This is a genomic window from Limnobaculum xujianqingii, assembly GCF_013394855.1.
GTDB lineage: Bacteria > Pseudomonadota > Gammaproteobacteria > Enterobacterales > Enterobacteriaceae > Limnobaculum > Limnobaculum xujianqingii.
This window is the reverse complement of record NZ_JABMLK010000001.1, coordinates 1,120,175-1,143,261: the sequence shown is the minus strand read 5'-3', so window position 1 is coordinate 1,143,261 and position 23,087 is coordinate 1,120,175. Positions and strand designations below refer to the sequence as shown.

Annotated in this window: 19 protein-coding genes and 3 pseudogenes; 14 read left to right on the top strand and 8 right to left on the bottom strand. The window is 41.7% G+C overall.

Annotated features, from left to right (window positions below; translation table 11 throughout):
• Positions 1 to 32 precede the first annotated feature (32 nt).
• Both GOL65_RS05365 and GOL65_RS05360 read left to right on the top strand, forming a co-directional pair.
• Entirely contained in the window at positions 33 to 281 is a 249-nt protein-coding gene (locus GOL65_RS05365; protein WP_140921533.1) for a hemagglutinin, read from the top strand.
• A gap of 8 nt (positions 282 to 289) precedes the next feature.
• Complete coding sequence (locus GOL65_RS05360) at positions 290 to 637, top strand: DUF596 domain-containing protein (protein ID WP_140921532.1); 348 nt, start codon at positions 290 to 292, stop codon at positions 635 to 637.
• A gap of 40 nt (positions 638 to 677) precedes the next feature.
• Here GOL65_RS05360 and GOL65_RS05355 read toward each other — a convergent pair whose 3' ends face one another.
• Positions 678 to 878 carry a SymE family type I addiction module toxin gene (locus GOL65_RS05355; RefSeq protein WP_140921531.1) on the bottom strand — a complete coding sequence of 67 codons (201 nt, stop codon included), beginning with the start codon at positions 876 to 878 and terminating at the stop codon, positions 678 to 680.
• Between the two features lies 1 nt (position 879).
• On the opposite strand from GOL65_RS05355, the pseudogene GOL65_RS22570 reads away from it, so the two are divergent.
• Positions 880 to 2,090 (top strand): annotated as a pseudogene (locus GOL65_RS22570) (VENN motif pre-toxin domain-containing protein); the annotation flags it as partial.
• A 756-nt stretch (positions 2,091 to 2,846) separates the two neighbouring features.
• Positions 2,847 to 3,170 carry a hypothetical protein gene (locus tag GOL65_RS05345; protein WP_140921530.1) on the top strand — a complete coding sequence of 108 codons (324 nt, stop codon included), beginning with the start codon at positions 2,847 to 2,849 and terminating at the stop codon, positions 3,168 to 3,170.
• A 64-nt stretch (positions 3,171 to 3,234) separates the two neighbouring features.
• Here GOL65_RS05345 and GOL65_RS05340 read toward each other — a convergent pair whose 3' ends face one another.
• Positions 3,235 to 3,429 carry a SymE family type I addiction module toxin gene (locus GOL65_RS05340; RefSeq protein ID WP_140921529.1) on the bottom strand — a complete coding sequence of 65 codons (195 nt, stop codon included), beginning with the start codon at positions 3,427 to 3,429 and terminating at the stop codon, positions 3,235 to 3,237.
• A gap of 1 nt (position 3,430) precedes the next feature.
• Between GOL65_RS05340 and GOL65_RS22565 the strand changes: the two are divergent.
• The 8 genes and pseudogenes from GOL65_RS22565 to GOL65_RS05300 form a co-directional block, all read left to right on the top strand.
• A pseudogene (locus GOL65_RS22565) lies at positions 3,431 to 4,496 on the top strand (VENN motif pre-toxin domain-containing protein); the annotation flags it as partial.
• A 632-nt stretch (positions 4,497 to 5,128) separates the two neighbouring features.
• Positions 5,129 to 5,491 (top strand): hypothetical protein, encoded by a 363-nt coding sequence (locus GOL65_RS05330; protein ID WP_140921498.1) that lies wholly within the window; start codon positions 5,129 to 5,131, stop codon positions 5,489 to 5,491.
• 527 nt (positions 5,492 to 6,018) lie between these two features.
• Positions 6,019 to 6,282 carry a hypothetical protein gene (locus GOL65_RS05325; protein WP_140921497.1) on the top strand — a complete coding sequence of 88 codons (264 nt, stop codon included), beginning with the start codon at positions 6,019 to 6,021 and terminating at the stop codon, positions 6,280 to 6,282.
• A 184-nt stretch (positions 6,283 to 6,466) separates the two neighbouring features.
• Complete coding sequence (locus GOL65_RS05320; protein WP_140921496.1) at positions 6,467 to 7,483, top strand: VENN motif pre-toxin domain-containing protein; 1,017 nt, start codon at positions 6,467 to 6,469, stop codon at positions 7,481 to 7,483.
• Positions 7,484 to 7,495: 12 nt separating this feature from the next.
• Positions 7,496 to 7,819 (top strand): hypothetical protein, encoded by a 324-nt coding sequence (locus GOL65_RS05315; protein ID WP_140921495.1) that lies wholly within the window; start codon positions 7,496 to 7,498, stop codon positions 7,817 to 7,819.
• A 540-nt stretch (positions 7,820 to 8,359) separates the two neighbouring features.
• Positions 8,360 to 9,106 (top strand): EndoU domain-containing protein, encoded by a 747-nt coding sequence (locus GOL65_RS22025; protein WP_218652039.1) that lies wholly within the window; start codon positions 8,360 to 8,362, stop codon positions 9,104 to 9,106.
• Positions 9,107 to 9,295: 189 nt separating this feature from the next.
• Positions 9,296 to 9,700 carry an Imm7 family immunity protein gene (locus GOL65_RS05305; protein WP_140921494.1) on the top strand — a complete coding sequence of 135 codons (405 nt, stop codon included), beginning with the start codon at positions 9,296 to 9,298 and terminating at the stop codon, positions 9,698 to 9,700.
• Positions 9,701 to 10,338: 638 nt separating this feature from the next.
• Entirely contained in the window at positions 10,339 to 10,521 is a 183-nt protein-coding gene (locus GOL65_RS05300) for a hypothetical protein (protein WP_140921493.1), read from the top strand.
• Between the two features lie 64 nt (positions 10,522 to 10,585).
• Here GOL65_RS05300 and GOL65_RS05295 read toward each other — a convergent pair whose 3' ends face one another.
• The 5 genes and pseudogenes from GOL65_RS05295 to GOL65_RS05275 form a co-directional block, all read right to left on the bottom strand.
• Positions 10,586 to 11,776 carry an amino acid aminotransferase gene (locus tag GOL65_RS05295; RefSeq protein WP_140921492.1) on the bottom strand — a complete coding sequence of 397 codons (1,191 nt, stop codon included), beginning with the start codon at positions 11,774 to 11,776 and terminating at the stop codon, positions 10,586 to 10,588.
• A 234-nt stretch (positions 11,777 to 12,010) separates the two neighbouring features.
• Entirely contained in the window at positions 12,011 to 13,093 is a 1,083-nt protein-coding gene (gene ompC / locus GOL65_RS05290) for a porin OmpC (protein ID WP_140921499.1), read from the bottom strand.
• A 293-nt stretch (positions 13,094 to 13,386) separates the two neighbouring features.
• Positions 13,387 to 14,787 carry an asparagine--tRNA ligase gene (asnS, locus tag GOL65_RS05285; RefSeq protein WP_140921491.1) on the bottom strand — a complete coding sequence of 467 codons (1,401 nt, stop codon included), beginning with the start codon at positions 14,785 to 14,787 and terminating at the stop codon, positions 13,387 to 13,389.
• Between the two features lie 275 nt (positions 14,788 to 15,062).
• Positions 15,063 to 16,271: a nicotinate phosphoribosyltransferase gene (gene pncB, locus GOL65_RS05280; protein WP_140921490.1), complete on the bottom strand. Its 1,209-nt coding sequence runs from the start codon at positions 16,269 to 16,271 to the stop codon at positions 15,063 to 15,065.
• A gap of 818 nt (positions 16,272 to 17,089) precedes the next feature.
• A pseudogene (locus tag GOL65_RS05275) lies at positions 17,090 to 18,128 on the bottom strand (IS630 family transposase).
• 306 nt (positions 18,129 to 18,434) lie between these two features.
• Here GOL65_RS05275 and GOL65_RS22560 point away from each other — a divergent pair.
• Positions 18,435 to 19,286 (top strand): acyltransferase family protein, encoded by an 852-nt coding sequence (locus GOL65_RS22560; protein WP_407657492.1) that lies wholly within the window; start codon positions 18,435 to 18,437, stop codon positions 19,284 to 19,286.
• A 290-nt stretch (positions 19,287 to 19,576) separates the two neighbouring features.
• On the opposite strand, the gene GOL65_RS05265 is transcribed toward GOL65_RS22560, so the two are convergent.
• Complete coding sequence (locus GOL65_RS05265) at positions 19,577 to 19,936, bottom strand: hypothetical protein (RefSeq protein ID WP_140921108.1); 360 nt, start codon at positions 19,934 to 19,936, stop codon at positions 19,577 to 19,579.
• 417 nt (positions 19,937 to 20,353) lie between these two features.
• Here GOL65_RS05265 and pepN point away from each other — a divergent pair, with 417 nt between their 5' ends.
• Positions 20,354 to 22,972: an aminopeptidase N gene (gene pepN / locus GOL65_RS05260; protein ID WP_140921109.1), complete on the top strand. Its 2,619-nt coding sequence runs from the start codon at positions 20,354 to 20,356 to the stop codon at positions 22,970 to 22,972.
• Positions 22,973 to 23,087 lie beyond the last annotated feature (115 nt).

The window sequence follows — 23,087 nt, the reverse complement described above, 5'->3', positions numbered from 1 at the left end:
CCACAATCTCAATCACCATCCGTTCTCGTTTAATGGAAACTTTGTCGGATAAACAAACTCAAGATTATGCACAACAATTGGCTGGTAATACACCTCTAAGGCAGGTCAAACCAGGTGTATATACGGCTAAACTAAGTGATGGAACAATATTAAATTTAAGAAGTGTATCTACATCAGCAGATAAGACAGGGGCTCGCTGGACGTTAGATATTAAACAGAATACTGACATTAACAATCTGGCAAATAAATATCAGTCTGGTATTGAGATTAAGTTTAGGTAACTTTGTTCATGAAATTATTAGATGGTTCTGATTTTGACTTTCTTGAGTTTTCTAAAGCTTTAGAAGGGCGTAATTTACAAGCCGTTTGGTGGTCAACGGAATCTATGGCGGAAACGTATTGTTTAAGAGAAAAACATTTTTTTATGTTATTTGAAAAGTTATTAGAAGATAACTTAATAAAATTGGCCAAAAAAGGTGTTTTTCTGAACGGTACTGTAGCCGAGCAAATAGAGCGCTTCAGGCAAGTCTTCCCTAAAACAGAGGATGAAATGGAAGATGGGCTTTGGTTTTTTGATGAAACCTGTCCGGGAGGAGCGGTCTGGGTTCTTGAGGATGGCTCTCTTGAGTGGACTTAGGGTATAAAAGAACCCGATCATCGTATCGGGTTCTTCTGTTTTAACCGTCAGTTCGAACATCGACCTCAATCACCATGCGTCCCTGTGTGGTGGTGACGGTAACGGGTTGCCCGGTGCTAAATCCCAACGCTTCCAGCCATTTACCGCTGATTTTAAGCTGCGGGCTGGGTTGAGCTTTGCCGCCGTTGGGGACATATCCCACAGTGTAATGGCGGGGCTGTGGTTGTTTTGCTTTAGTTATGAATGTAGGCCGTGACTTGTGACTGCAAAGCCAGCAGGACAGCGATAATTACGATGCGAAGCAGCAGAGTGTTAGTGGTGGAATTAGTATTCCTATTTGGGGATCTAACGCGGGCGGTAACTTCAGTTATAGTCGCGATAAGATGCACAGCACTTACGATAGCGTTCAGGAACAAACCGGGATTTATGCGGGTCTTGGCGGTTTTGATATTACGGTAGGAAATCACACTCAGCTTGACGGTGCGGTAATCAGCAGTATTGCCAGTGCGGATAAAAACCAGCTTGATACCGGTACGCTGGGTTTCAGTAACATTGAGAATAAAGCCGAGTTTAAAACCGAGCATCAGGGTGTAGGGATTAGCGCCGGTGGAGACGGTGGCGGTAAATTTATCGGTAACGTCGCGGGCGGTATGATTGCTGCTGGTGGTAATGATGGTAGTGCTTCCGGCACGACTCAGGCGGCGATATCGGATGGAACAATCATTATTCGGGATCGGGATAATCAGCAGCAGGATATTGCTGATTTAAGTCGTGATGTTGAGAATGCTAATGGCAGTATCAGTCCTATCTTTGATAAAGAGAAAGAGCAGAACCGGCTAAAAGAGATCCAACTGATAGGTGAGATAGGCGGTCAGATGATCGATATCGTTGCCACTCAGGGTGCGATTTACGGTGAGAAAGCGAAGAAAGATCCGGCGGCATTGGCACAGGCAGAGGCCGATCTGCGGGCGGGTGGTTTGGCGGTCACTCAGGAAGCTATAGAGAAGCAGGCATACGAGAACGGGTTACGTACATTTGGTACCGGTAGTAATGTTCAGCGAGCGACACAGGCGGCGGTGGCTGCGTTGCAGGTGGTGATATGTCGCAGGCGCTGGCGGGGGCGGCGGCACCTTATGTAGCGAATGTGATTAAAGACCTGACCAAAGGTAATGACGAAGCCAATATCATGGCTCATGCGGTATTAGGTGCAGTAGTGGCTCATGTTAATGGCAATTCGGCATTAGCTGGTGCAACTGGTGCAGCAATGGGCGAGTATATTGCCAAACAGCTTTACCCGGATACTGCCCGTGATATGTTAACGGAAGAGCAAAGGCAGACGATTAGTCTGTTAAGCACAGTGGCAGCAGGTTTGGCAGGAGGGGGCACGGGGGATAGTACTGCGGATGCGTTTGCGGGGGCGCAGGCAGGGAAGAATGCGGTTGAGAATAATGCCACGACTGTTGTTGTGAAAGAAGTTGTAAAGTGGGGCGCAAAAACCTGTGTCTCCAATAGCGCATGTCGGACAGAACTGACGAAAGTAAGTGTAGAAGTATTAGTTAGTGCAGGATTTGCCGCAGAAACCGCACGTCAGGTATCAGAGAATCTTTCTGAGGCAGAAATCGATGTATTTGCATCGCTATTTACAGGCGACCCAAATGCTGCGATACGGTATCTGAGTCAGAGGGCTGTGGCATATGCAATAGCCGCCGAAGGTAATAAGGGTACAACGACAATATTGCCGATACCAGAACAGGATCCTAACGGTGGTAAGCTGGTTAATCCGATAACGGATCAGCAAGGTGGGACATCATTAGTAAATCCAGGAAGTGGTGAACAAGGCGCAACAAATACAGGAAATACTAGTGGCGTTCCAAATACTGGTGAAAATACGACCATTACACCTATTCCTGAACAACCGGATAAGGATGATTTAGCTTATATTTCTGGTTCTTGGCATCAAGGTAGTTTTGACTCGTCAGGGGATTCATTACAGAAGCATTTTGAGAAACATGGAAAAGAAGTTGGTGCGAGTGACGCTGAGCAATACCTTAGAAAAGCTGAAGAGTTTGCTAAACAGTTGAGAGGTGCGAGAAAAGTCACAATCACAGGAGCCACAGAGAATGTAACTCGGTACTATAAAAATGGGAAATACATTGATATAGCGAGTGACGATAGAATAATATCATTTGGTAAGCAGTAGGGGGAATATATGTGGCATGACTTGAAGTTGGAACGTGTTGGGAAAATTGAAAAAACTGTCGCTGAATTTACAATGTGGATGAGTACAGTTTTACCTTATGCCAAAATGAAAATTAAAATTTATGAAAGTCAATCTGGAAAGTATACCGGAATGACTGACTTGAGGATAAAAAGGAAGTTCGATGGTAGCCCTGAGTCAGCTATAGGATATGGAAATAGTATCGAGGAAGCTTTGGAAGATACCATAAACTATTTTAATAAAATGCTTAAAGACGATGGTTTTGACGAACTGACAGAAGACGATATTGAATACAGTGAATGGTCTGATTTTTAATGTTATTGAATCCCTGCTCCCTGCTCCCTGCTCCCGGCCAAGGCCGGGATCTCTATTTTAACTGTCAGAACTGAACATTCACCTCAATCACCACCCGCCCCAGCTCAGAGGTAACAATCACCGGTTGCCCGGTCGTAAACCCCAACTCTTCCAGCCACTTTCCGCTGATTTTAAGCTGTGGGCTGGGTTGAGTTTTACCACCATTGGGGACATATCCCACGGTGTAATGACGGGGTTGTGGTTGTTTTGCTTTAGTTATGAATGTAGGCCGTGACTTGTGGCTGCAAAGCCAGCAGGACAGCGATAATTACGATGCGAAGCAGCAGTGTGTTAGTGGTGGAATTAGCATCCCTAATCGCCAGCGCGGATAAAAACCAGCTTGATACCGATACGCTGGGTTTCAGTAACATTGAGAATAAAGCTGAGTTTAAAACCGAGCATCAGGGTGTAGGGATTAGCGCCGGTGGCGACGGTGGCGGTAAATTTATCGGTAACGTCGCGGGTGGTATGATTGCTGCTGGTGGTAATGATGGTAGTGCTTCCGGCACAACACAGGCGGCGATATCGGATGGGGCAATCATTATTCGGGATCGGGAAAATCAGCAGCAGGATATTGCTGATTTAAGCCGCGATGTTGAGAATGCTAATGGCAGTATCAGTCCTATCTTTGATAAAGAGAAAGAGCAGAACCGGCTAAAAGAGATCCAACTGATAGGTGAGATAGGCGGTCAGATGATCGATATCGTTGCCACTCAGGGTGCGATTTACGGTGAGAAAGCGAAGAAAGATCCGGCGGCATTGGCACAGGCAGAGGCCGATCTGCGGGCGGGTGGTTTGGCGGTCACTCAGGAAGCTATAGAGAAGCAGGCATACGAGAACGGGTTACGTACATTTGGTACCGGTAGTAATGTTCAGCGAGCGACACAGGCGGCGGTGGCTGCGTTGCAGGGGCTTGCTGGTGGTGATATGTCGCAGGCGCTGGCGGGGGCGGCAGCACCTTATGTAGCGAATGTGATTAAAGACCTGACCAAAGGTAATGACGAAGCCAATATTATGGCTCATGCGGTATTGGGTGCGGTGGTGGCTCATGTTAATGGTAATTCGGCATTAGCTGGCGCGTCCGGTGCAGCAATGGGCGAATATATTGCCAAACAGCTTTACCCGGATACTGCCCGTGATATGTTAACGGAAGAGCAAAGGCAGACGATTAGTCTGTTAAGCACAGTGGCAGCAGGTTTGGCAGGCGGGGTAACCGGGGATAGTACTGCGGATGCGTTTGCGGGGGCGCAGGCAGGGAAGAATGCGGTTGAGAATAATGCGCTGGGCCGTTGTGATCCGGCGACCTGCTTTGATACTGTGGATGTTATCGGGGGTGGAGGCAGATCCACCGGTGCCAGTGGTGGCGGTGGAGGGGCTGTTGGTCTTGCAGCGATTCTCGCAGCGATTTTTGGGGATGATATTCCACCAGTGCCAAATGTGGGTGGAAACCTGACTGATGGTGGAAAGGCAGAGATGGGTGGTGCGGGTTCTGGGACTCCGGGAGGTTGGGGGCCGCAGGATGAAGAGAATGCCAGATGGCAAGAAGCGGCAGCTAAACGTACTAATGAAGTTTCAGAACTTTTTGACTATAACAATCCAAGGTCTGGAGTTCAGATAGGTGAACGAACCTTAATTGAGATGCCAAATAGTGGAAAAGCGAAAATATTTAGTGGGGCTTCTGAAGTGGAGGTACAACAATATTTTATGGAGTTGATTGGTAGTAAACAAATGCCTGTTGCCAGAGATGTGCCGGGGAGAGGTATTGTATATTCAGTCAGAACACCTCAAGGAACATTTAACTTAAGAAATTTTTCAAATTCAGTCGATGAGACAGGTAAAGCATGGACTATTGATATACCAAGAGGAGTCGCTAAACCTAATGCTCCTGTTGAAATTAAGTTTCTACAATGAGGTATGAAATGAACATTATATCTAACCTTGAAGAAATAATTGAGGACTCAAAGGAGTTATGGTTGTCTGGCCTATTCGGTTCTATTATTGGCTGGAATCCAGGTTATGATATACCTGTATATAAGGACATGTTTTTTAATATTATAAGGATATTGCTTGATCAGGAGGTCGTACGTTTTTGTAGGCCGGATGATCCATTAGGTAGGAAAGAGCCATATTGGAAAGCAGATAGTGACACCATAGTAAATTATCTGCAAGAAAACTGGCCGGATAATGTAACCGATGAGAATGATGAAGAGTTGAATATGTATTTTTATGAAATGCCTGCTATTTTATGGCGAGATGAGGCAGGGAACTACAAAGGATCTTAGTGCATATCCCGGCCATCAGGCCGGGATAGTTTTATAGGTAGTTTATTCAGTCACAGGCCGGATAATCAGTTGCCCGTGTTCCACGGCAACGGTAACTGGCAGGCTGTGGGACCAGCCCGGCAACAAAATAATAAAACAGGTAATGGCAGCGGCTGACGCCGCTGCTATGATGTGGCGTTGGTTGCTCTTTAACAGTTCTGGGGTGGTGGCGTATCGGGCCGAAAAAGTGCGTCTGGGCTTGGTTGTCCGGACATCAAAATGCACTGGCGAAAAGTAGTTGTAACTGGCTGACTATACACCTAATCCTACTGTTATGTCAGAAAAATCAGTGTTGAGGATGATTGAGGAAAAAACAAACAAACTAGCGCTGTTTTTATTCAAGCTGATGTGCCTGCTGAAATGATGCAAAGTATAGTTAATAGAACTTGGGGGAAACCAACAGCGAAAAATATTAATATTCTATTTTTCCAAAACTCCAAGGGTCAAGTTATACGGTATGACCGTCCAACTATAGGAGGGAAGTAGAAATGCCTAAATTTACATGCCGTTGCGGCTATGTAATGAATTTATCCGATGGTAGCAATAATTATGAATATTCTTTTTTATCTGAAAATAAAATTAATAAGATTTTATGGATATTAGATAAAACTAATAATCGTATTAGTGATGATGAATTTATTGAAATTGTTGATTCTGACCGAGTCAGAGTTTTGTGTTGCCCGCAATGTGAGCGATTTTGGTTAGAAAATGAAGATGGTTCTTATAACTCATATGTTAAAGAAACTGAGTGAATAAATAGGAGTTGGAGGCTTGGGTAGATCTACTGATTGGGTTCTTACGGGAATCTACAGATAATCAGATTATCAGCAAATTCCAATTATTGGAACCACTCAAGGTGGGCCGGATAAAGAGTGGAACGAGTTTAGTAATATTGGGGCTGTATTTTCTTTTGTAACTGTTCCAGAACTGGCGCATATGCTGAAACCACTGGAAGGTGACAAAGCCGCTGCTGGTGCTGCAACCGGGGAACTCATCGGGAGTCTGATAATAGAGCAGCTTTATCCGGATGTGCCAAAAGGACAACTGAATGAGGAACAGAAGCAAACTGTTTCATTGCTGAGTACGTTGGCTGCGGGATTAGCCGGGGGAGTGGTTGGGGACAGTAGTGCAAGTGCCATGACCGGGGCGCAGGCAGGGAAGAATGCGATTGAGAATAATGGACTGAGCAAAGGTGCGAAGAAAGTCGGGGAAATGGCATTAGAAAATTGTCTTAAAAGTGCAGGTTGTATGAATACAATGCGCTCAGCAGATATTCCTATTGCTCTTACTAACTCTATGATAGAAGACGCGTTAACTGCGGGAGCAACCAGAGACCCAGCAAAGATAGCGCAACTGACTCCACAACAAATAGAATATCTGGATGAGCAGATAAAAAGTGGTGCCGGGATGGCGGGTCTGATATTGGGGAGTGTGACTTGGGGTGATAGGCTAAATATTCCAAATGACACTAGTGGAAACCAGATAATTGACCCAGGCTCGAACAATACTGGCGGCAATCAATTGCCAGACCAAGGAGCAACTAACACGGGTGGAAATCAGATAGCTGGTGGTTCAGCAACGAATACAGGCGGAAACCAAATTGCTGATAGTTTACAAAGTAATACTGGCGGAAGTCAAATTGTTGAGCCAGACTGGCGAGAAAATATTTATATCTCAGAGAATCGTAAGACCGTTAGTGACAACTGGCATTCGGGCAGTTTTGATTCATCAGAGGACTCGCTGTTAAAACATTTTAATAAGCATGGAACGGAAGTGGGAGCCGCTGATGTGGAGCAATATCTTCTTAAAGCTCAATATTTTGCTAATGATTTGAAAGGGGCGAAGAAAGTTCAAATCAGTGGAGCAACCGAAGGGGTCACAAGATATTATAAGAATGGCAAATATATCGATATGACTAGTGATAAGAAAATTATCTCATTCGGTAGACAATAGAGGATTAAGTTTATGTGGCGTAAATTACAGTTAGAAAATGTTGGTAGCATAGATAAAGTGGTGGCTGAGTTTATCATCTGGATGATACCTCTTTTACCTTATGCAAAAATGAAAATTAAAGTTTATGAAAGTCAGTCTGGTTTATATACGGGAAGAACAGATTTACAAATAAAACGAAAATTTGATGGTTGCCCTGAGGGAGCTATAGGTAATGGAGAAACTGTTGAAGAAGCTTTAGAGAATACAATAAACTATTTTAATAAAATGCTTAAAGACGATGGTTTTGATGAACTGACAGAAGATGATATTGAATATAGTGAATATTCTGATTTTTAATAAAAATCATGAAATTTCAATCTTATACCCCAGCCGGTATAGGCTGGGCTCGTTATTTTAACCGCCAGTTCTCAATACCGTAGGTAAATATCTGTGAACTCACATTATCAGAGCGATTTTGATCCGTTTGCACATATACTTCATGCAGTTATTGGCAGGATAATAAGCTCAGGGTTGGGTTTACTCAGTGAGATGAACCACTTCTACTGGTGATGTGTGCAACCGGAAACGATTACTGTAGCCAGGTACAAAGCGATCTGACCAAGAAAAATGCTGCGGCGGCAAAAACTCTCGACGCCGTCATGAATGGTGATGCGTGGGAAGGAATTAAAGATATGGCAATAAAGGCTGCCAATGGCGACCAAAAAGTATTGGAAAATGTAGCTGAAATATTATCAAGGGCATTGATACCAGCGAAAATATTACCTTCTAGAGGGAAAAGGAGGTTCAGTTGTTGAACAAGGTGCAGGAAAGGGTACGAATAGTTCTTTATCTAAGTTAACTCCTGAAATGGAAACTAAAATTTTGGAGGGGTAGCGGATTACCGGTTCAAATAAGATAATTGGAGGGCATTCTCCAAGTATAAATGATGCTAATCCGAAATATGCAGTAGAAACTATAAAAGTAAATCCAGATGGAACCAAAATTGTAAAATATACAACCCAGTTTGAAGATGGAAATTTATCAAAAATAAAAACGAGAGCATTATTTCCTGAACATTGGTCAGATAAGAATATTATTGATTCCGTTAATAAAATTGGAAATACTAAACCTATAGGGCAAAGGACTTCAACTGGTGATACTCTTTATCGAGGAACAGTTAATGGAGTAGAAATTGATATGATCAAAAAAGGTAATGATATTATTGCTGGCTATCATAAATTTGATACTTGTATTTCTGAGTTTAGTCAAGAAAGTGAGCCTGGGGATTATTGGTATGATTGTGCTATTTTAGAATCAACTGAAATCCTTAAACAATTTAGTGATAGCGATTGGCATTTATTATTAAAACAGCTAAAACTTAAACCTATTTTTTGGCAAAAAAGACTCATAGAATGTTTGGGTGATTTACATAATCCGTATGAACTAGAAGTGGTCTTAGAGACTATTAATACAAGTGATAAGGATTTGTTTATCACTTGTGTTGATTCATTAAGATTTTTAGATTTATCAACTTTGGATAAATCTAAAAAAGAACAATTGTTATCAAAGGCTGAAATTATATTAGAAAAAGCTAGTTCACCAGTAAAATGTGTTTTAGAGGAGTTTATTAAAAAAGCTAAATAAATAGTAGCAATATTTTCGCCTAAGAGCTGGGATCTTATTAATTTATCAAACAGTTATCTCAGCCTGATAATCAATAGTTCTTGTTGTGTATCAATGCTTTCCTGCTGCTGGTAGTAAAGTAGAAAAAGAGTGCCTGATTTATTAAATAATTACATGTGATTTTAGCTATAAGAATGGTAAGAAAATAAAATGATTGAATATTACGGCTGGGTATCATTAAGTGACTCTACATATGAAAGTGATGAAAATAAGATGCGTTTGATTTTGGATGAACTATCTTTATTTATATTAAGTCACAGAATGAATGATGCACCAGGATTTATTAAGCTTAATGAGGTTAATGGTTCTAATCAGCTATTGGTTAGTGGTAATACAAATCATTTGTCTCAGGATGTAATAGATGTTATTGAACTTTATAATTATATTGCAAAAATTGCCATAGGTTCTTATGGTTTACTTTACATCAGAAATGATGAAAACTCAGATGCTTCTAATGAATTTGAGGTTTTTGTTTTAGCTAGAGGTAATTTAAAAAAAGAAAAAGATCATTTTTTATCGCCTTGTATACCGGTTATCGAGGATGTTGAGGAATGATAAAATACATTAATTATGCTCTATCGGATCTTGATTCAGCAGTTTTCAGCTAATTACCACTGATTTTAAGTCGTGGGCTGTGACCTGTACTATTGGGGACGTTGTGTTTGCTCCCAGTCATTATAGGCTGGGATCTTCATTTAAATCGTCAGAAATTGACATTCATCTCTATCATAATTAGAGCACTCTCAGTGGTAATTACCACTTGGTAGCCGGGTAACCCCCAAATTTTTTAGACAATTACCGATGGTTTTAAACTGTGAGCTGGTATGATATCTCCCCATTGGGGGAGATATCTTTAACCAACTAAAGTTAATACCCACCTCATTTTGCGATACATCCCCAATATCCCAAATTCTCCTTATTGAAACTCCAACCCACCAATTGACCCAATCGCTGTATAAATATACTGTTGCAGGGCAGGCGGGTTTACCCGCCGCCAAAAAGCAAAACCCCGCAGTGCGGTAACACTTACGGGGTTTCTAACCACAACGTTATCAAAGGTAACATCATGGCTACTAAACAGCATACCCAAACTCCCCCTAAATTTATACCCGCCATCAGATCCAATTTTCGATCCGGATCGGGTAAACGATACCCGATCGTGGCTGATTATCCGTTAAGCGAGGTAATCAGCCATGCTTAATTCAATTGAACTCACTTCAAACGATCCGCTGGAACTGGCAGAGCAGTGCCTTGCCCTGATCACAGCAGTAGTAAAACTGGATGAGGCCCCAGTAAAAGAGTCACTACAATTTATCCTGCAAGAGAAAATGGCAGCCTTATTTGTCGTGCTTGATGCCAAAGTTTCGGAAAAGTAGTAAAAATAATGGGCCAGTTATTTCATTAACTGACCCATCAACAGAATAAAACACCTGGTCAGGCTTATAGCACCGCGACAATTGCCTCACACAACGGAGCCATATTATCCAGCGTCATCCCGGCAACGTTAATTCGGCCAGAGTTCACCGCATAGATAGCATATTCGCTCCTCAGACGTAGCACCTGCTCTTGAGTCAGACCACTAAAGGAGAACATACCATTTTGTTGAATAATGAAGCTAAAGTCCTGCTGTGCGCCTTTTTCCTGCAGGGTATTAACAAATAGCTGGCGCATACGATGAATACGCTGGCGCATATCCGTTAATTCCTGTTCCCAGGTCGCACGTAGAGTAGGGTTACTCAGAATAGTGGCAACAATAGAAGCACCGTGAGCAGGAGGGTTGGAGTAGTTAGCGCGAATAACCGACTTCACCTGACTAAACGAACGCTCAGCGGTTTCGCTATCGGTAGCAACCAGAGTAAAGGCACCAACGCGTTCGTTATACAGGCCAAAGTTCTTAGAAAAAGAGCTGGCAACGATCAATTCTGAATGAGTTGCGGCGAACAGGCGTAAGCCCTGAGCATCTTCTTCAAGACCATTAGCAAAACCCTGATAGGCGAAGTCAAACAGTGGCAGCCAGCCGCGAGCTGCGGAAAGCTCAGCCAGTTTTTGCCATTGTTCAGCAGTAGGATCTATTCCGGTAGGGTTATGACAGCAACCGTGAAACAGTACCACATCACCAGCCTGAGCTTGTTCTAAACTGGCTAACATACCGTCGAAATCTAAAGCGTGTTGTTCGGCGTTATAGTAAGTGTATTCTGGCGTTTCTAATCCGGCAGCTTGAAAAATATTTTTATGGTTTGGCCAGGTAGGGTTACTGATCCAAACGCGCTTCACATCAGTGTTGGAGGCAATAAAATCCGCGGCAATACGTAATGCACCGGTACCGCCTGGGGCTTGTGCCGTACGCGCTCGTTTCTCGCTAATAATCGGACTACCAGCACCAAATAATAATTCCTGAGTGCAAGTGGCAAATGCAGGAATACCTGCAATACCAAGGTAGTTTTTGGTTTTTTCATTTTCCAGCAGATACTGCTCTGCTTTTTTTACGCATTCAAGAACCGGCGTCTGGCCCGTTTCATCTTTATATACCCCAATACCAAGGTTAATTTTGCTTGGGCGGGTTTCAGCGTTATACAGCTCTCCCAATCCTAATATCGGGTCAGCGGGCGCAGCTTTAATATGTTCAAACATAGTTGATGGCTTCCATGAATCAGATTAATTGAGAAAAGCAGAAGTATAGTCAGAGTAACGCTAATTTATTGAGTTTGACAATGGTTTAGAATGAAAAAGTAATTAAAACTATAAAGCTGATGGATATATTGAAAAATCTAATAATCAACACCATCTGGTTAGCCAAATAGTTTATTTCGCACATTAAAAAGGCACTCCGAAGAGTGCCTTTTGCATATCATCAAATAAGATGAATTAGAACTGGTAAACGATACCAACAGCTACGATATCATCAGTAGAGATACCAGCTGCATCAGTGAACTTGCTGTCATCAATTAAGTTGATTTTGTAGTCAACTTTAGTAGAGATGTTTTTGTTGAAGTAGTAAGTAGCACCAACATCAACATATTTCACTAAGTCCTGGCTGTCGCCGTAGCCAGCGTAGTTCAGGTCTTTACCTTTAGACTGAACGTAAGCTAAAGATGGCTGTAAACCGAAATCGAACTGGTACTGAGCTACAACTTCAACGTTTTGCGCTTTGTTAGCAACGTAGTTGTTGCTGGTGCCAAAACGAGTCATGTTGTAAGTCTGGCTGTACATAGCTGCTAAATAGATGTTGTTCGCATCGTATTTGATACCACCGGTAGCAGCGTTAGCGCGGTCGCCACGGCCATCAGCAGTTTGCAGATCGGTACGGTCAGATGAAGCGTATGCAGCACCTAAAGACAGACCATTACCTAAGTTATATACAGAAGACAGACCCCAGCCGTCGCCGTTACGGTCAGAACCGTTACGGTCGCCAGAATCGTTACGGCCTTGATACTGAACAGCGAAGTTCAGACCATCAACCATACCGAAGAAGTTCTTGTTACGGTAAGTAGCCAGGTTACCAGCACGCTGAGTCATGAAGACGTCAGTTTGTTGATAGCTGTCGCCACCGAATTCTGGCAGAACGTCAGTCCAGCCGCCGATGTCATACAGAACACCGTAGTTACGACCGTAGTCGAAAGAACCTGCATCACCAGCTTTAATACCAGCGTATGCCAGACGAGTTTTTTGAGTGTTGCCACCGTTGTTTTCTTGCTTGCTAGCGTTCAGCTCGGTTTGGTAGTAACCATAACCAACTACTTGATCGCTAACTTGAGTCTCACCGCGCAGACCGAAACGAGCGTAAGTTTTGTCGCCGTCGTTGCCTTTGTCGTCAGAGAAATAGTGAGAACCCTGAATCTTGCCGGTAATGTCTAACTTGTTACCATCTTTGTTATACACTTCCGCTGCGTTTGCTGCACCAGCAACTAACAGAGCTGGTACGATCACTGCTAAAATTTTACGTTTCATCATTTTATTAACTTCCCTCATTGGAGTTGTCTGACATCTGCCACTGCTTCCAACTTTATAGTTGGTAAACGTTGATGCCATTTTTTAAGCCACCCGCAGTTTTTCATTCGCAAGGCAGTTAATCTAGCCTTTAAATGCTACTAATATCCTAAAGAAGTTACAAGCGGAAAATAGGTATTTCCAATTGTGAATGTAATTGAACTTTGTGATAAGCATCTAATTTTTAAAAAACAAAAGGCCAAAATTGCTGGCCTTTTGTTTTTTGAGTGAAATTTAGTCAATTTCTGTAGATATCAGAAAGACACGTTTCTTGGGGTTCTTGGGAACGGAATTACATCACGTACGTTTTGAACTCCGGTCACATAAGCAATTAAACGTTCGAAACCTAAACCAAAGCCTGCATGTGGCACGGTACCGTAGCGGCGCAGGTCACGATACCAGCTGTAATCTTCTTTATTCATGCCTAACTCAGCCAGACGGCGGTCAAACTGTTCTAAACGCTCTTCACGCTGAGAACCACCAATGATTTCACCGATGCCAGGAGCCAGAACATCCATTGCCGCAACAGTTTTACCGTCTTCATTCATACGCATATAGAAGGCTTTAATATCTTTTGGATAGTTTTTAACTACCACTGGCGCTTTAAAGTGCTTCTCTGCTAAATAGCGTTCATGTTCAGAAGACAGGTCAATACCCCAACTTACCGGGTTTTCGAAGCTCTGACCGCTATTAATCAGAATTTCGACTGCATCGGTATAGTCAACCTGAGCAAAGTCAGAGGTTACAAATTTTTCCAGGCGAGAAATAGCTTCACTGTCTACGCGTTCTGCGAAGAAGGCCATGTCATCAGCGCGTTCTTCTAAAACCGCTTTGAAAACATACTTCAGCATGCTTTCTGCCAGTGCAGCAATGTCGTTCAGGTTAGCAAAGGCAACTTCCGGCTCAACCATCCAGAATTCAGCCAGATGACGGCTGGTGTTGGAATTTTCTGCACGGAACGTTGGGCCAAAGGTATAGATTTTGGACAACGCACAGGCATAAGTCTCACCGTTTAATTGGCCAGATACCGTCAGGAATGACTCACTACCAAAGAAATCCTGGCTGAAATCAACCAATCCTTTATCGTTACGCGGCAGGTTTTCCAGATCCAATGTAGAAACACGGAACATCTCACCGGCACCTTCTGTATCAGCAGCGGTAATAATAGGCGTGGATACCCAGAAATAACCCTGCTCGTCAAAGAAACGATGGATTGCTTGTGCAAGCGTGTGTCTGACGCGCGCAACGGCACCAATAATATTGGTACGTGGGCGCAGGTGAGCCACTTCACGCAGATACTCAATAGTATGGCGTTTAGCCGCCATTGGATAAGTATCCGGATCGTCAATCCAGCCAGCTACCTGAACCTCAGTTGCCTGTAATTCAAAGGATTGGCCTTCACCTGGTGATGCGGTAACTTTGCCGGTAATAACGACAGAGCAGCCAGTCGTCAGACGTAGCACTTCGTTCTCATAATTAGGCAGAGAATTATTGATGACGGCCTGTAATGGATTAAAGCACGAACCGTCATAAACGGTTAGAAAGGATATACCGGCTTTAGAATCACGCCGGGTACGTACCCAACCGCGTACGGTGACTTCGCTGTCAACCGCAGCACGGCCTTGCAGTACGTCGACTACAGGCACTACGCTCATAAATTTCTCTCTTATGATGTTAAATTATTTGAATTTTATTTCAGGATGCTTGGTATTCATTGCGACCTGACACTTAATTACTTTCTGCATGTTAACTGGCATCCAGAAAACAGCAATCTCCGCCATACAACATCGGACATTCGCTTAAAAATAGAAGTACTTTTAGCGTGATGGCCTATTGAATGCCGGGGTAATTGATAAAGGTACTAAAAAAAGCCGCCTTTTTACAATAGAAAGGCGGCTTTTCTTTTCATTTACCACATTAATGTGGCGAATTAATTGCCTCGTTTCACCAGTGGTAAATTGAAGGCTTTATGTAATGCTTTAACAAACGCTTTATCCTGACAGATGGTTTTTCCCGGGCTGTCTGATAGTTTTGCTACAGGTTTGCCATTACATTGAATCAGTTTTATGACGATATTCAGTGGGCTGACGTCGGGTATATCGCAGGTCAGGCGAGTACCGATACCAAAGACCAGCTTAACGCGGGTATGAAACCGTTTGTACAGCGCCACCGCTTTATCCAAATCAAGATTATCAGAGAACACTAACATTTTAGTTAATGGATCGATTCCCAGATTTTGATAGTGAGCAATGGCCTTCTCGCCCCATTCAAACGGATCGCCAGAGTCATGTCGTAGCCCTTCATACTGGCTGGCAAACTGAATGCCGAAATCACGTAAGAACGCATCCATGGTAATGCAGTCTGTAAGAGCGATTCCCAACAGATCCGGATACTCATCCAGCCAACCCTGCAATGCAGCACGCTGACTATTGGCCAGTACCGGGCTTATTTGTTGAAAAGCCTGAAACCACTCATGAGCCTGGGTTCCTATTGGCGAAAGATTCAGGCGACGAGCCAGATCATAATTACTGGTGCCTGCCATATACGGCGAAAATTCTTGTTGTAACAGGTTTACAATATCCTGCTGAACTGCTTTGCTATAACGACGGCGAGTACCAAAATCAGATATTCTGAATTGTGACAGGTCGACATCAGCATAATCCTGACGGAAACGGGTCAATTTCTGTTTTAAATGCGAAATGGCCTGTTCGGTACCGATATCAGGTGTTCTGTGACGATGTATGGTTTCGCTAATTACCGCCAACAGGGGAACTTCCCAAAGAATAGTTTCATACCACAGCCCGGTAATACGAACCTTTAGTCGACCTTTTTCATTACTTACCTGCACCTGAGCCGGATTAAAACGGAAAGTTTTTAACCAGTCGAGATAGTCCTGCTGGAAAAAGGGCAGAGAGGTCAGATACTGGTACTCATCTTCAGTTAATGCCAAATCACGCATTAATGATATCTGTTGGCGGATTTCATCTGCATATTCACCCAGAAGGTCTTCGCTGCGACAGCGAAACTCCGCGATCACAGTGGTATTACGATAACGATGGAAAACCGCCTGCTGCATATGCAGTTTATAAGCATCAGTATCTAATAATGACGTAAGGATGGGGGTTGCCTGTTGTTTCATGTTGCGGTTACTGTTTTCTCATTAGGTGACGCACTGAAATATCCGGAGAGTATACCTTCAATATTCAATTAAATAAAACGGTTATATAAATCAATGGCATATAACCGAAAGTTCAAAATAGTTTGAAATCATTTCACCTCGTTCCATTCGTTTACTCTAACGTCCTGATACTTATTCGCAATGGATAATAACTTATCTTTAAGAAGCTTTTGAGCAAACTTTTTATCAGGATGCTCACTACACAATCTGACAGATAAACTGCGAATTTCATGAAATGATGCAGAATCGTCATCTCATCCCTTTTCATTTTTACTTTATCTCTGATGTCAGAGAATGAAGTAGACAGAGAAGCTACAACTTTATTAGCTTTTCTGGAAGAGTTAATGAAAAAACTAATTTTACCACTAATTCTTTCACATTATCGCTAAAACGTATCACGTAACTCACGCCACAGCGGTTATGTTCGCTCAGAATAGTATTAGTAGTTATAAGAATGGAAACCCAATGAGTATCCTGAAAGGAAGATAGACTGATTTGTCTCTTCAGGTGTACTCAAATAATGGTTTGTCTTCTGTGCAGATTGATAATAATGACAGGTAATTGATGGCTTTCTGATTGTTACTTTTTAATTGGCATTTAACTGAAACTGATATGATTATGGGGAAATTAATGGTTAAGCTATAATGTTGTCTTAACGAAGTTATGTATAAGGAAAGGGTGTAGAAGTGAAAAATAGTGCAGCACAAAAAATAAATAGCTTAACGTCTCTTCGTTTTTTTGCTGCGGTAGCTGTTTTTTTTCATCATAAATAACTGCGCCTAATACCGCTCCACTTTCGTTAGCCCATGTTTGTTGCCCGGGAAAGGTGAAGCGGCTTTCATAAATTGTCTGACATTATTCAATAATTGCCACATTGTTCTGCAGTGATGATTGCGCGTGATGGTCTCGTGCAAGGCCAACCATAAGAGTTCTATTTTGTTTACCCACGGAGAGTAAATTGGCTGATAAATAACAGTAAATTTCGGATTATCCTCCAACCATTTCAACGTTTTTTTGCTCTTGTGAATGATGTAATTATCAACGATTAGCGTAATTGTTTTTGCACTGCGATATGTACTTTTCAACTTTCGTAACATATTGATAAATAGACCTGAGTTCTTACTTGTCCCGCTGACGTAGTCCACTCTGCCCGTTCCCGCATGAAGTACTCCGGCAAGGTAATGCTTTTCATTTTTTCCCGGCGTAGGGATTCGTTTTTGCTGTCCTTTTTTCTGCCAGTCAGCGCCTATTTTGGGATTCAAATCGATATCCACCTCATCCTCGTAAAAGACGGGATGGTCAGCGCAGTTTTTTTCTAATGCTTCATTAATCGCTGCCAGTTTTTCATCTTTGAGGGGATCGCGAATATGTAATGTCGGAGCTGCCCTGCGCCAGACAATCCCACCTTCAGGTAGCCAGCGACGGATCGTTCCTGGATGCAAAGTTGAATTAAATAGTTTATTAATTTCAATCGTTAGCATCTCAGTACTCCACCGTGACCGCAGATATCCGAAGTCCTGTGCAGAGCGCTCAACAAGTAAATTGAGCATGCGCATCATCGCCTCAACAGGCCACTTTTTTGGGCGTCCGGGCGGAAGACTTTTCAGGCCTTCGATGCCAAATAGTGTGAACCAGTGAATCCAGACCGACGGAGGAACGTGCTGCACACAGGTTTTTAGCGACATAACTGAGTGATTCACCACGATGTAACATCAGCATGGCCATGAGACGTCTGGAATGGTTTTTGTCTGTTGTTTTATGGACAATTTTTTCCATCTGACGTCGTTCATTTCTGGGTATCGGTGCTATGATCGGCATAACTCAGTCCGGTTGGCGATATGTTCTTTTTGGCGATTGATCAGATCGCTCAAACCGGATTGAGTTCCATTCGGTGATCTACTATTAGGCGCAGTTATTTATATCTTATATCTCTGACTTCAAAGAATATGGCTTTCCATTTTTCAATAAATACTTATTTAATGGGTATATTGGAGTTACATTCTTTTATGTATTATCAGGGTTTATTATTTCGTATAGTTTCAGTGGCTATCGCAATAAAGGTTTAGATAAAAAGGACTTTATGGCATTTAGGTTGTTTAGACTTTACCCTATTCACATTGTTACATTGATTGTTTTTATATTTTTTTCTTATTTCTTATTTCTTATTTCTTAATGAATAATTATGAATTTAATTTGTTTGTTTTTATAAGTAACATAACATTAACTCAGTCATTTTTTCCAAATCAAGTATATTATTTTTCATTGAATTCTGTGTCATGGAGTATATCTTCGGAGCTGTTTTTTTATATCTCATTTTGCGTCTTAGTAATGTTAAATACGAGGGCTGTAGTAATCATATTAATATTCATACTTGCTTTGAATATATATTTTTCCATTCATGGTTTCAACCTCTTTCCTGAACACTGGTTGTTGTATATTAACCCATTTTTCAGGCTGTCTGATTTTATTTTTGGTATGCTTTCTTATAAGCTCTATTCATCAGGAAAGATAAAGTTGAGTTATACACAGGGAGGGTTGTTTCAAGTATTTTCAATAATAGTTATTTTAACAATAATTATTACTGTTACTACGTATAATATTCCTATGAACTATCGATATGATTTGATATTTATTATTCCTATGACGTTAATTGTATGTGCATTCTCTCTTTGTAATGGTTTTATATCGAAGATGCTTGATAATAAGTATCTTCTTCTTTTGGGGGACTCTTCATTCTCGTTTTATATGGTTCATCAAATAATTTTATTAAATGCTATTCATATTTTTAACCCTGTAGGTAAAGGGATAATATTCGTAATTTTGTTTTCCTTATCTATATTTTTATTATGTGTCGTATTGTCTATTATTCTATATAAGTTAGTTGAGTATCCTGCTAATAGTTTTTTGAGAAGAAAATGGTCAAATTATCGGCGTAGCATGCAGAAGATTAATACTAGTGTAAAATATTCTGATTGATATTAAACAAGCAAAGAGCCGCGATGCTTTTTTTGTATTAAGATCATTTTGCTATTTAGGTAATGATATTGACAATGACATAGCGCATGCGATGTTTTTTGAAATCTACTCATGGTTAAATCTTTATTTAGTTGTAGGGATAATAAATTCGGGTTTTACCATGAATAGCCTTACTGGTAGAGCAGAAAAGCGATAACTACGTCCATAGGGCGTGGTATTCAGTTAGAAGTAAAATGCTCTCTAAATAGAGAGCATTTTTATGTTAACAAACTTATGAATACTAAAAATTTCTATAAACAAGAAGTAACTGTATTTGTTCTCTTATCTATCCGAGATTGCGTTGTCATAGCCCCACCACGTTGTAAATAGTATTTAATGAGTGAACCATTTTTAGCCTCATAAACATCAGCAACTTCAGCATAATTGGGGGTATAAACTGAGTAGCCACCATCAATCAAATTGATCGCAGCATCAAAAGCTTGGCCAATAACTAACGGTTCCTTTTCCCATCCGGCCATAATACATGTGGCTAGCGACTTAGCATCTTTAGCGCTAGAGTATTCAGCATATGGTCCTTGTGTTCTCATATCCGTGACAGTTTGGCATCCGACCAATCCTGTTAACGCCAGAAGTAAAAATAACTTTTTCACTTTTTCCCCTTATTAGTTTTTTAAATATCTTATCAACTAGCCTTACATCAATCATTAAAAAGAGAAAAAAACGAGGATTGGCAGTTTAAAATGGAATGTAACTGATTAATATAAATGTAGTGAAAAGTTGTTTTTGTAGTTTTTTAACGTTTGTTTTTTTAATCTTGAACTTTTTAATTTATTGATATATAAATAAATTTAAATTTTTCACACTTAATGTCAGGTTAATAAATCCAGAAAATATGCGGTTTCCACTCTGACTTTTTATTCAGTCAGGCACAATACTGAATATTGTTAGTGAAGAAAATGATTATTTTTCGTGTTTAGCCGGTTGGAGTTTTGCATCTGATTGTTAAGAAGCATAGACTCAATTGATAAATTAATTGAACAACATTGTCTTTCTTATATAGGTTTTTTATGACCCAGAAACCACAAGCTAAGTACCGTCAGGATTACCGCAAACCTGACTTCACTATCACCGACATTGATTTATCCTTTGATTTAGCCTCAGAAACTACTCAGGTAACGGCTATCAGTCAGGTTCAACGTCAGGGAGATAAAGGCGCACCATTAGTATTAGATGGTGAAAATCTGACCCTAATCTCTATCAGCGTAAATGATACGCCCTGGACTCACTATCAGCAGCAGGAAGGGAAACTGGTATTAGAGCAACTGCCGGATAACTTCACGCTGAAGATTGTTAATGAAATACATCCTGCCGCTAACAGTGCTCTGGAAGGGTTATATCTTTCTGGTGAGGCATTGTGTACCCAGTGCGAAGCCGAAGGTTTTCGTCATATCACCTATTATCTCGACCGTCCGGATGTTCTGGCGCGTTTTACTACGCGTATTGTGGCGGATAAGCAGGCTTACCCTTATTTATTATCAAATGGTAATCGCATTGATCAAGGGGATTTGGAGGATGGACGTCATTGGGTGCAATGGCAAGATCCTTTCCCTAAACCTTGTTACCTGTTTGCGTTGGTGGCCGGTGATTTTGACGTATTAAGAGATACTTTTATTACCTGTTCTGGCAGAAGTGTGGCACTGGAGCTGTTTGTCGATCGTGGAAATCTCGATCGCGCCGACTGGGCAATGACCTCGCTGAAAAACTCCATGAAGTGGGATGAGCAACGTTTTGGTTTGGAGTATGACTTAGATATTTATATGATCGTTGCCGTTGATTTCTTCAATATGGGAGCGATGGAAAATAAAGGGCTAAACGTATTTAACTCCAAATATGTGTTGGCTAAGGCAGAAACCGCCACTGATAAAGACTATTTGAACATTGAATCGGTCATCGGGCATGAGTATTTCCATAACTGGACAGGAAACCGGGTTACCTGTCGGGATTGGTTCCAGCTTAGCCTGAAAGAAGGGTTAACTGTTTTTCGCGATCAGGAGTTCAGTTCCGATCTGGGTTCTCGCGCAGTGAATCGTATAGATTCAGTTCGCGTTATGCGCGGAGCACAATTTGCGGAAGATGCTAGCCCAATGGCGCATCCAATTCGTCCGGATAAAGTCATTGAGATGAATAACTTCTATACCCTGACAGTGTATGAAAAAGGATCGGAAGTGATCCGTATGATGCATACCTTGTTGGGAGAAGAGAAATTTCAGGCGGGAATGAAGCTCTATTTCCAACGTCATGATGGTAGTGCAGCTACCTGTGATGATTTCGTTCAGGCGATGGAAGATGCATCCGGTATCGACTTAACGTTATTCCGTCGCTGGTATAGCCAGTCAGGAACACCACAGCTAACAGTACGCGACAGTTATGACAGTACAACGCAGCAATATACTTTAACCGTTAGCCAGTTTACGCCACCAACACAGGATCAGGCGGAAAAATTACCGTTACATATTCCATTGAGTATTGAACTGTATGCCGATAGTGGCGAAGTCATTCCGTTATATTCAGCAGGGAAACCAGTAAATTCAGTGCTGAATATTACTCAGGCTGAACAAACTCTGGTATTTGAGCGAGTGCCACAGCAGCCAATCATTTCTTTATTAAGAGAGTTTTCTGCACCGGTTAAGCTGGATTATCCCTACACAGATAAGCAACTGGCATTTTTAATGCAGCATTCCACCAACGATTTTTCCCGTTGGGATGCAGCACAAATGCTGCTGGCAAAATATATAAAAGAAAATGTTACTCGGTTGCAGAAAGGTGAGGTGTTTGAGTTACCTCTGCATGTGATTGATGCTTTCCGAGCCATTTTATTAAGCGATCGATTAGATCCAGCACTGGCTGCGCTGATATTAAGCTTGCCGTCAGAAAATGAGATGTCAGAACTTTTTGATATTATCGATCCTGACGCTATTCATCAGGTCAGAGGTGAATTAGTTAACTGTTTCGCTCAAGAAATGCAGGATGAATGGCTGGCGGTTTATTTAGCTAACAGAACCGATGAGTATCGTATTGAACACAGTGATATCGCCAAACGAGCATTAAGTAATACTTGTTTGGGCTATTTAGCATTTACCGAAACAGAGTTTGCCAATAATCTTATTAGCCAACAGTATCATCAGGCTAATAATATGACCGACGCTTTAGCGGCATTATCCGCAGCGGTTGCCGCACAATTACCGTGTCGCGATAAATTAATGCAGATATTTGATGAGCGTTGGCATCAGGATGGTTTGGTGATGGATAAATGGTTTATATTGCAGGCCAGCAGTCCGGATAACGCAGTGCTTAACAATATTAAAGCATTATTGAGTCATCGCTCTTTTAGCATGAATAATCCAAACCGAATTCGTTCATTAATTGGCGCTTTTGCTTCTACGAATCCATCTGCATTCCATGCTAAGGATGGTAGTGGGTATGTATTTTTAACTGAAATTCTGACTGAACTGAATCAGAAAAACCCACAGGTTGCTTCACGCTTGATTGAGCCATTAATTCGTCTAGGTCGTTACGACCAACATCGTCAGGAATTAATGCGTAATGCGTTGGAAAAATTGACAAAACTGGATAATCTCTCCGGCGATTTATTTGAGAAGATCAGTAAAACGCTAAATGGTGAATAATCCATTTAATCAGAAAAGCCGGCTATTATGCCGGTTTTTTTATACATGTTTTACGCATAAATGCCCGATTTCCTGTAATTGATCATTTCTTTTAGCAGGCCAATGCTGAATAATA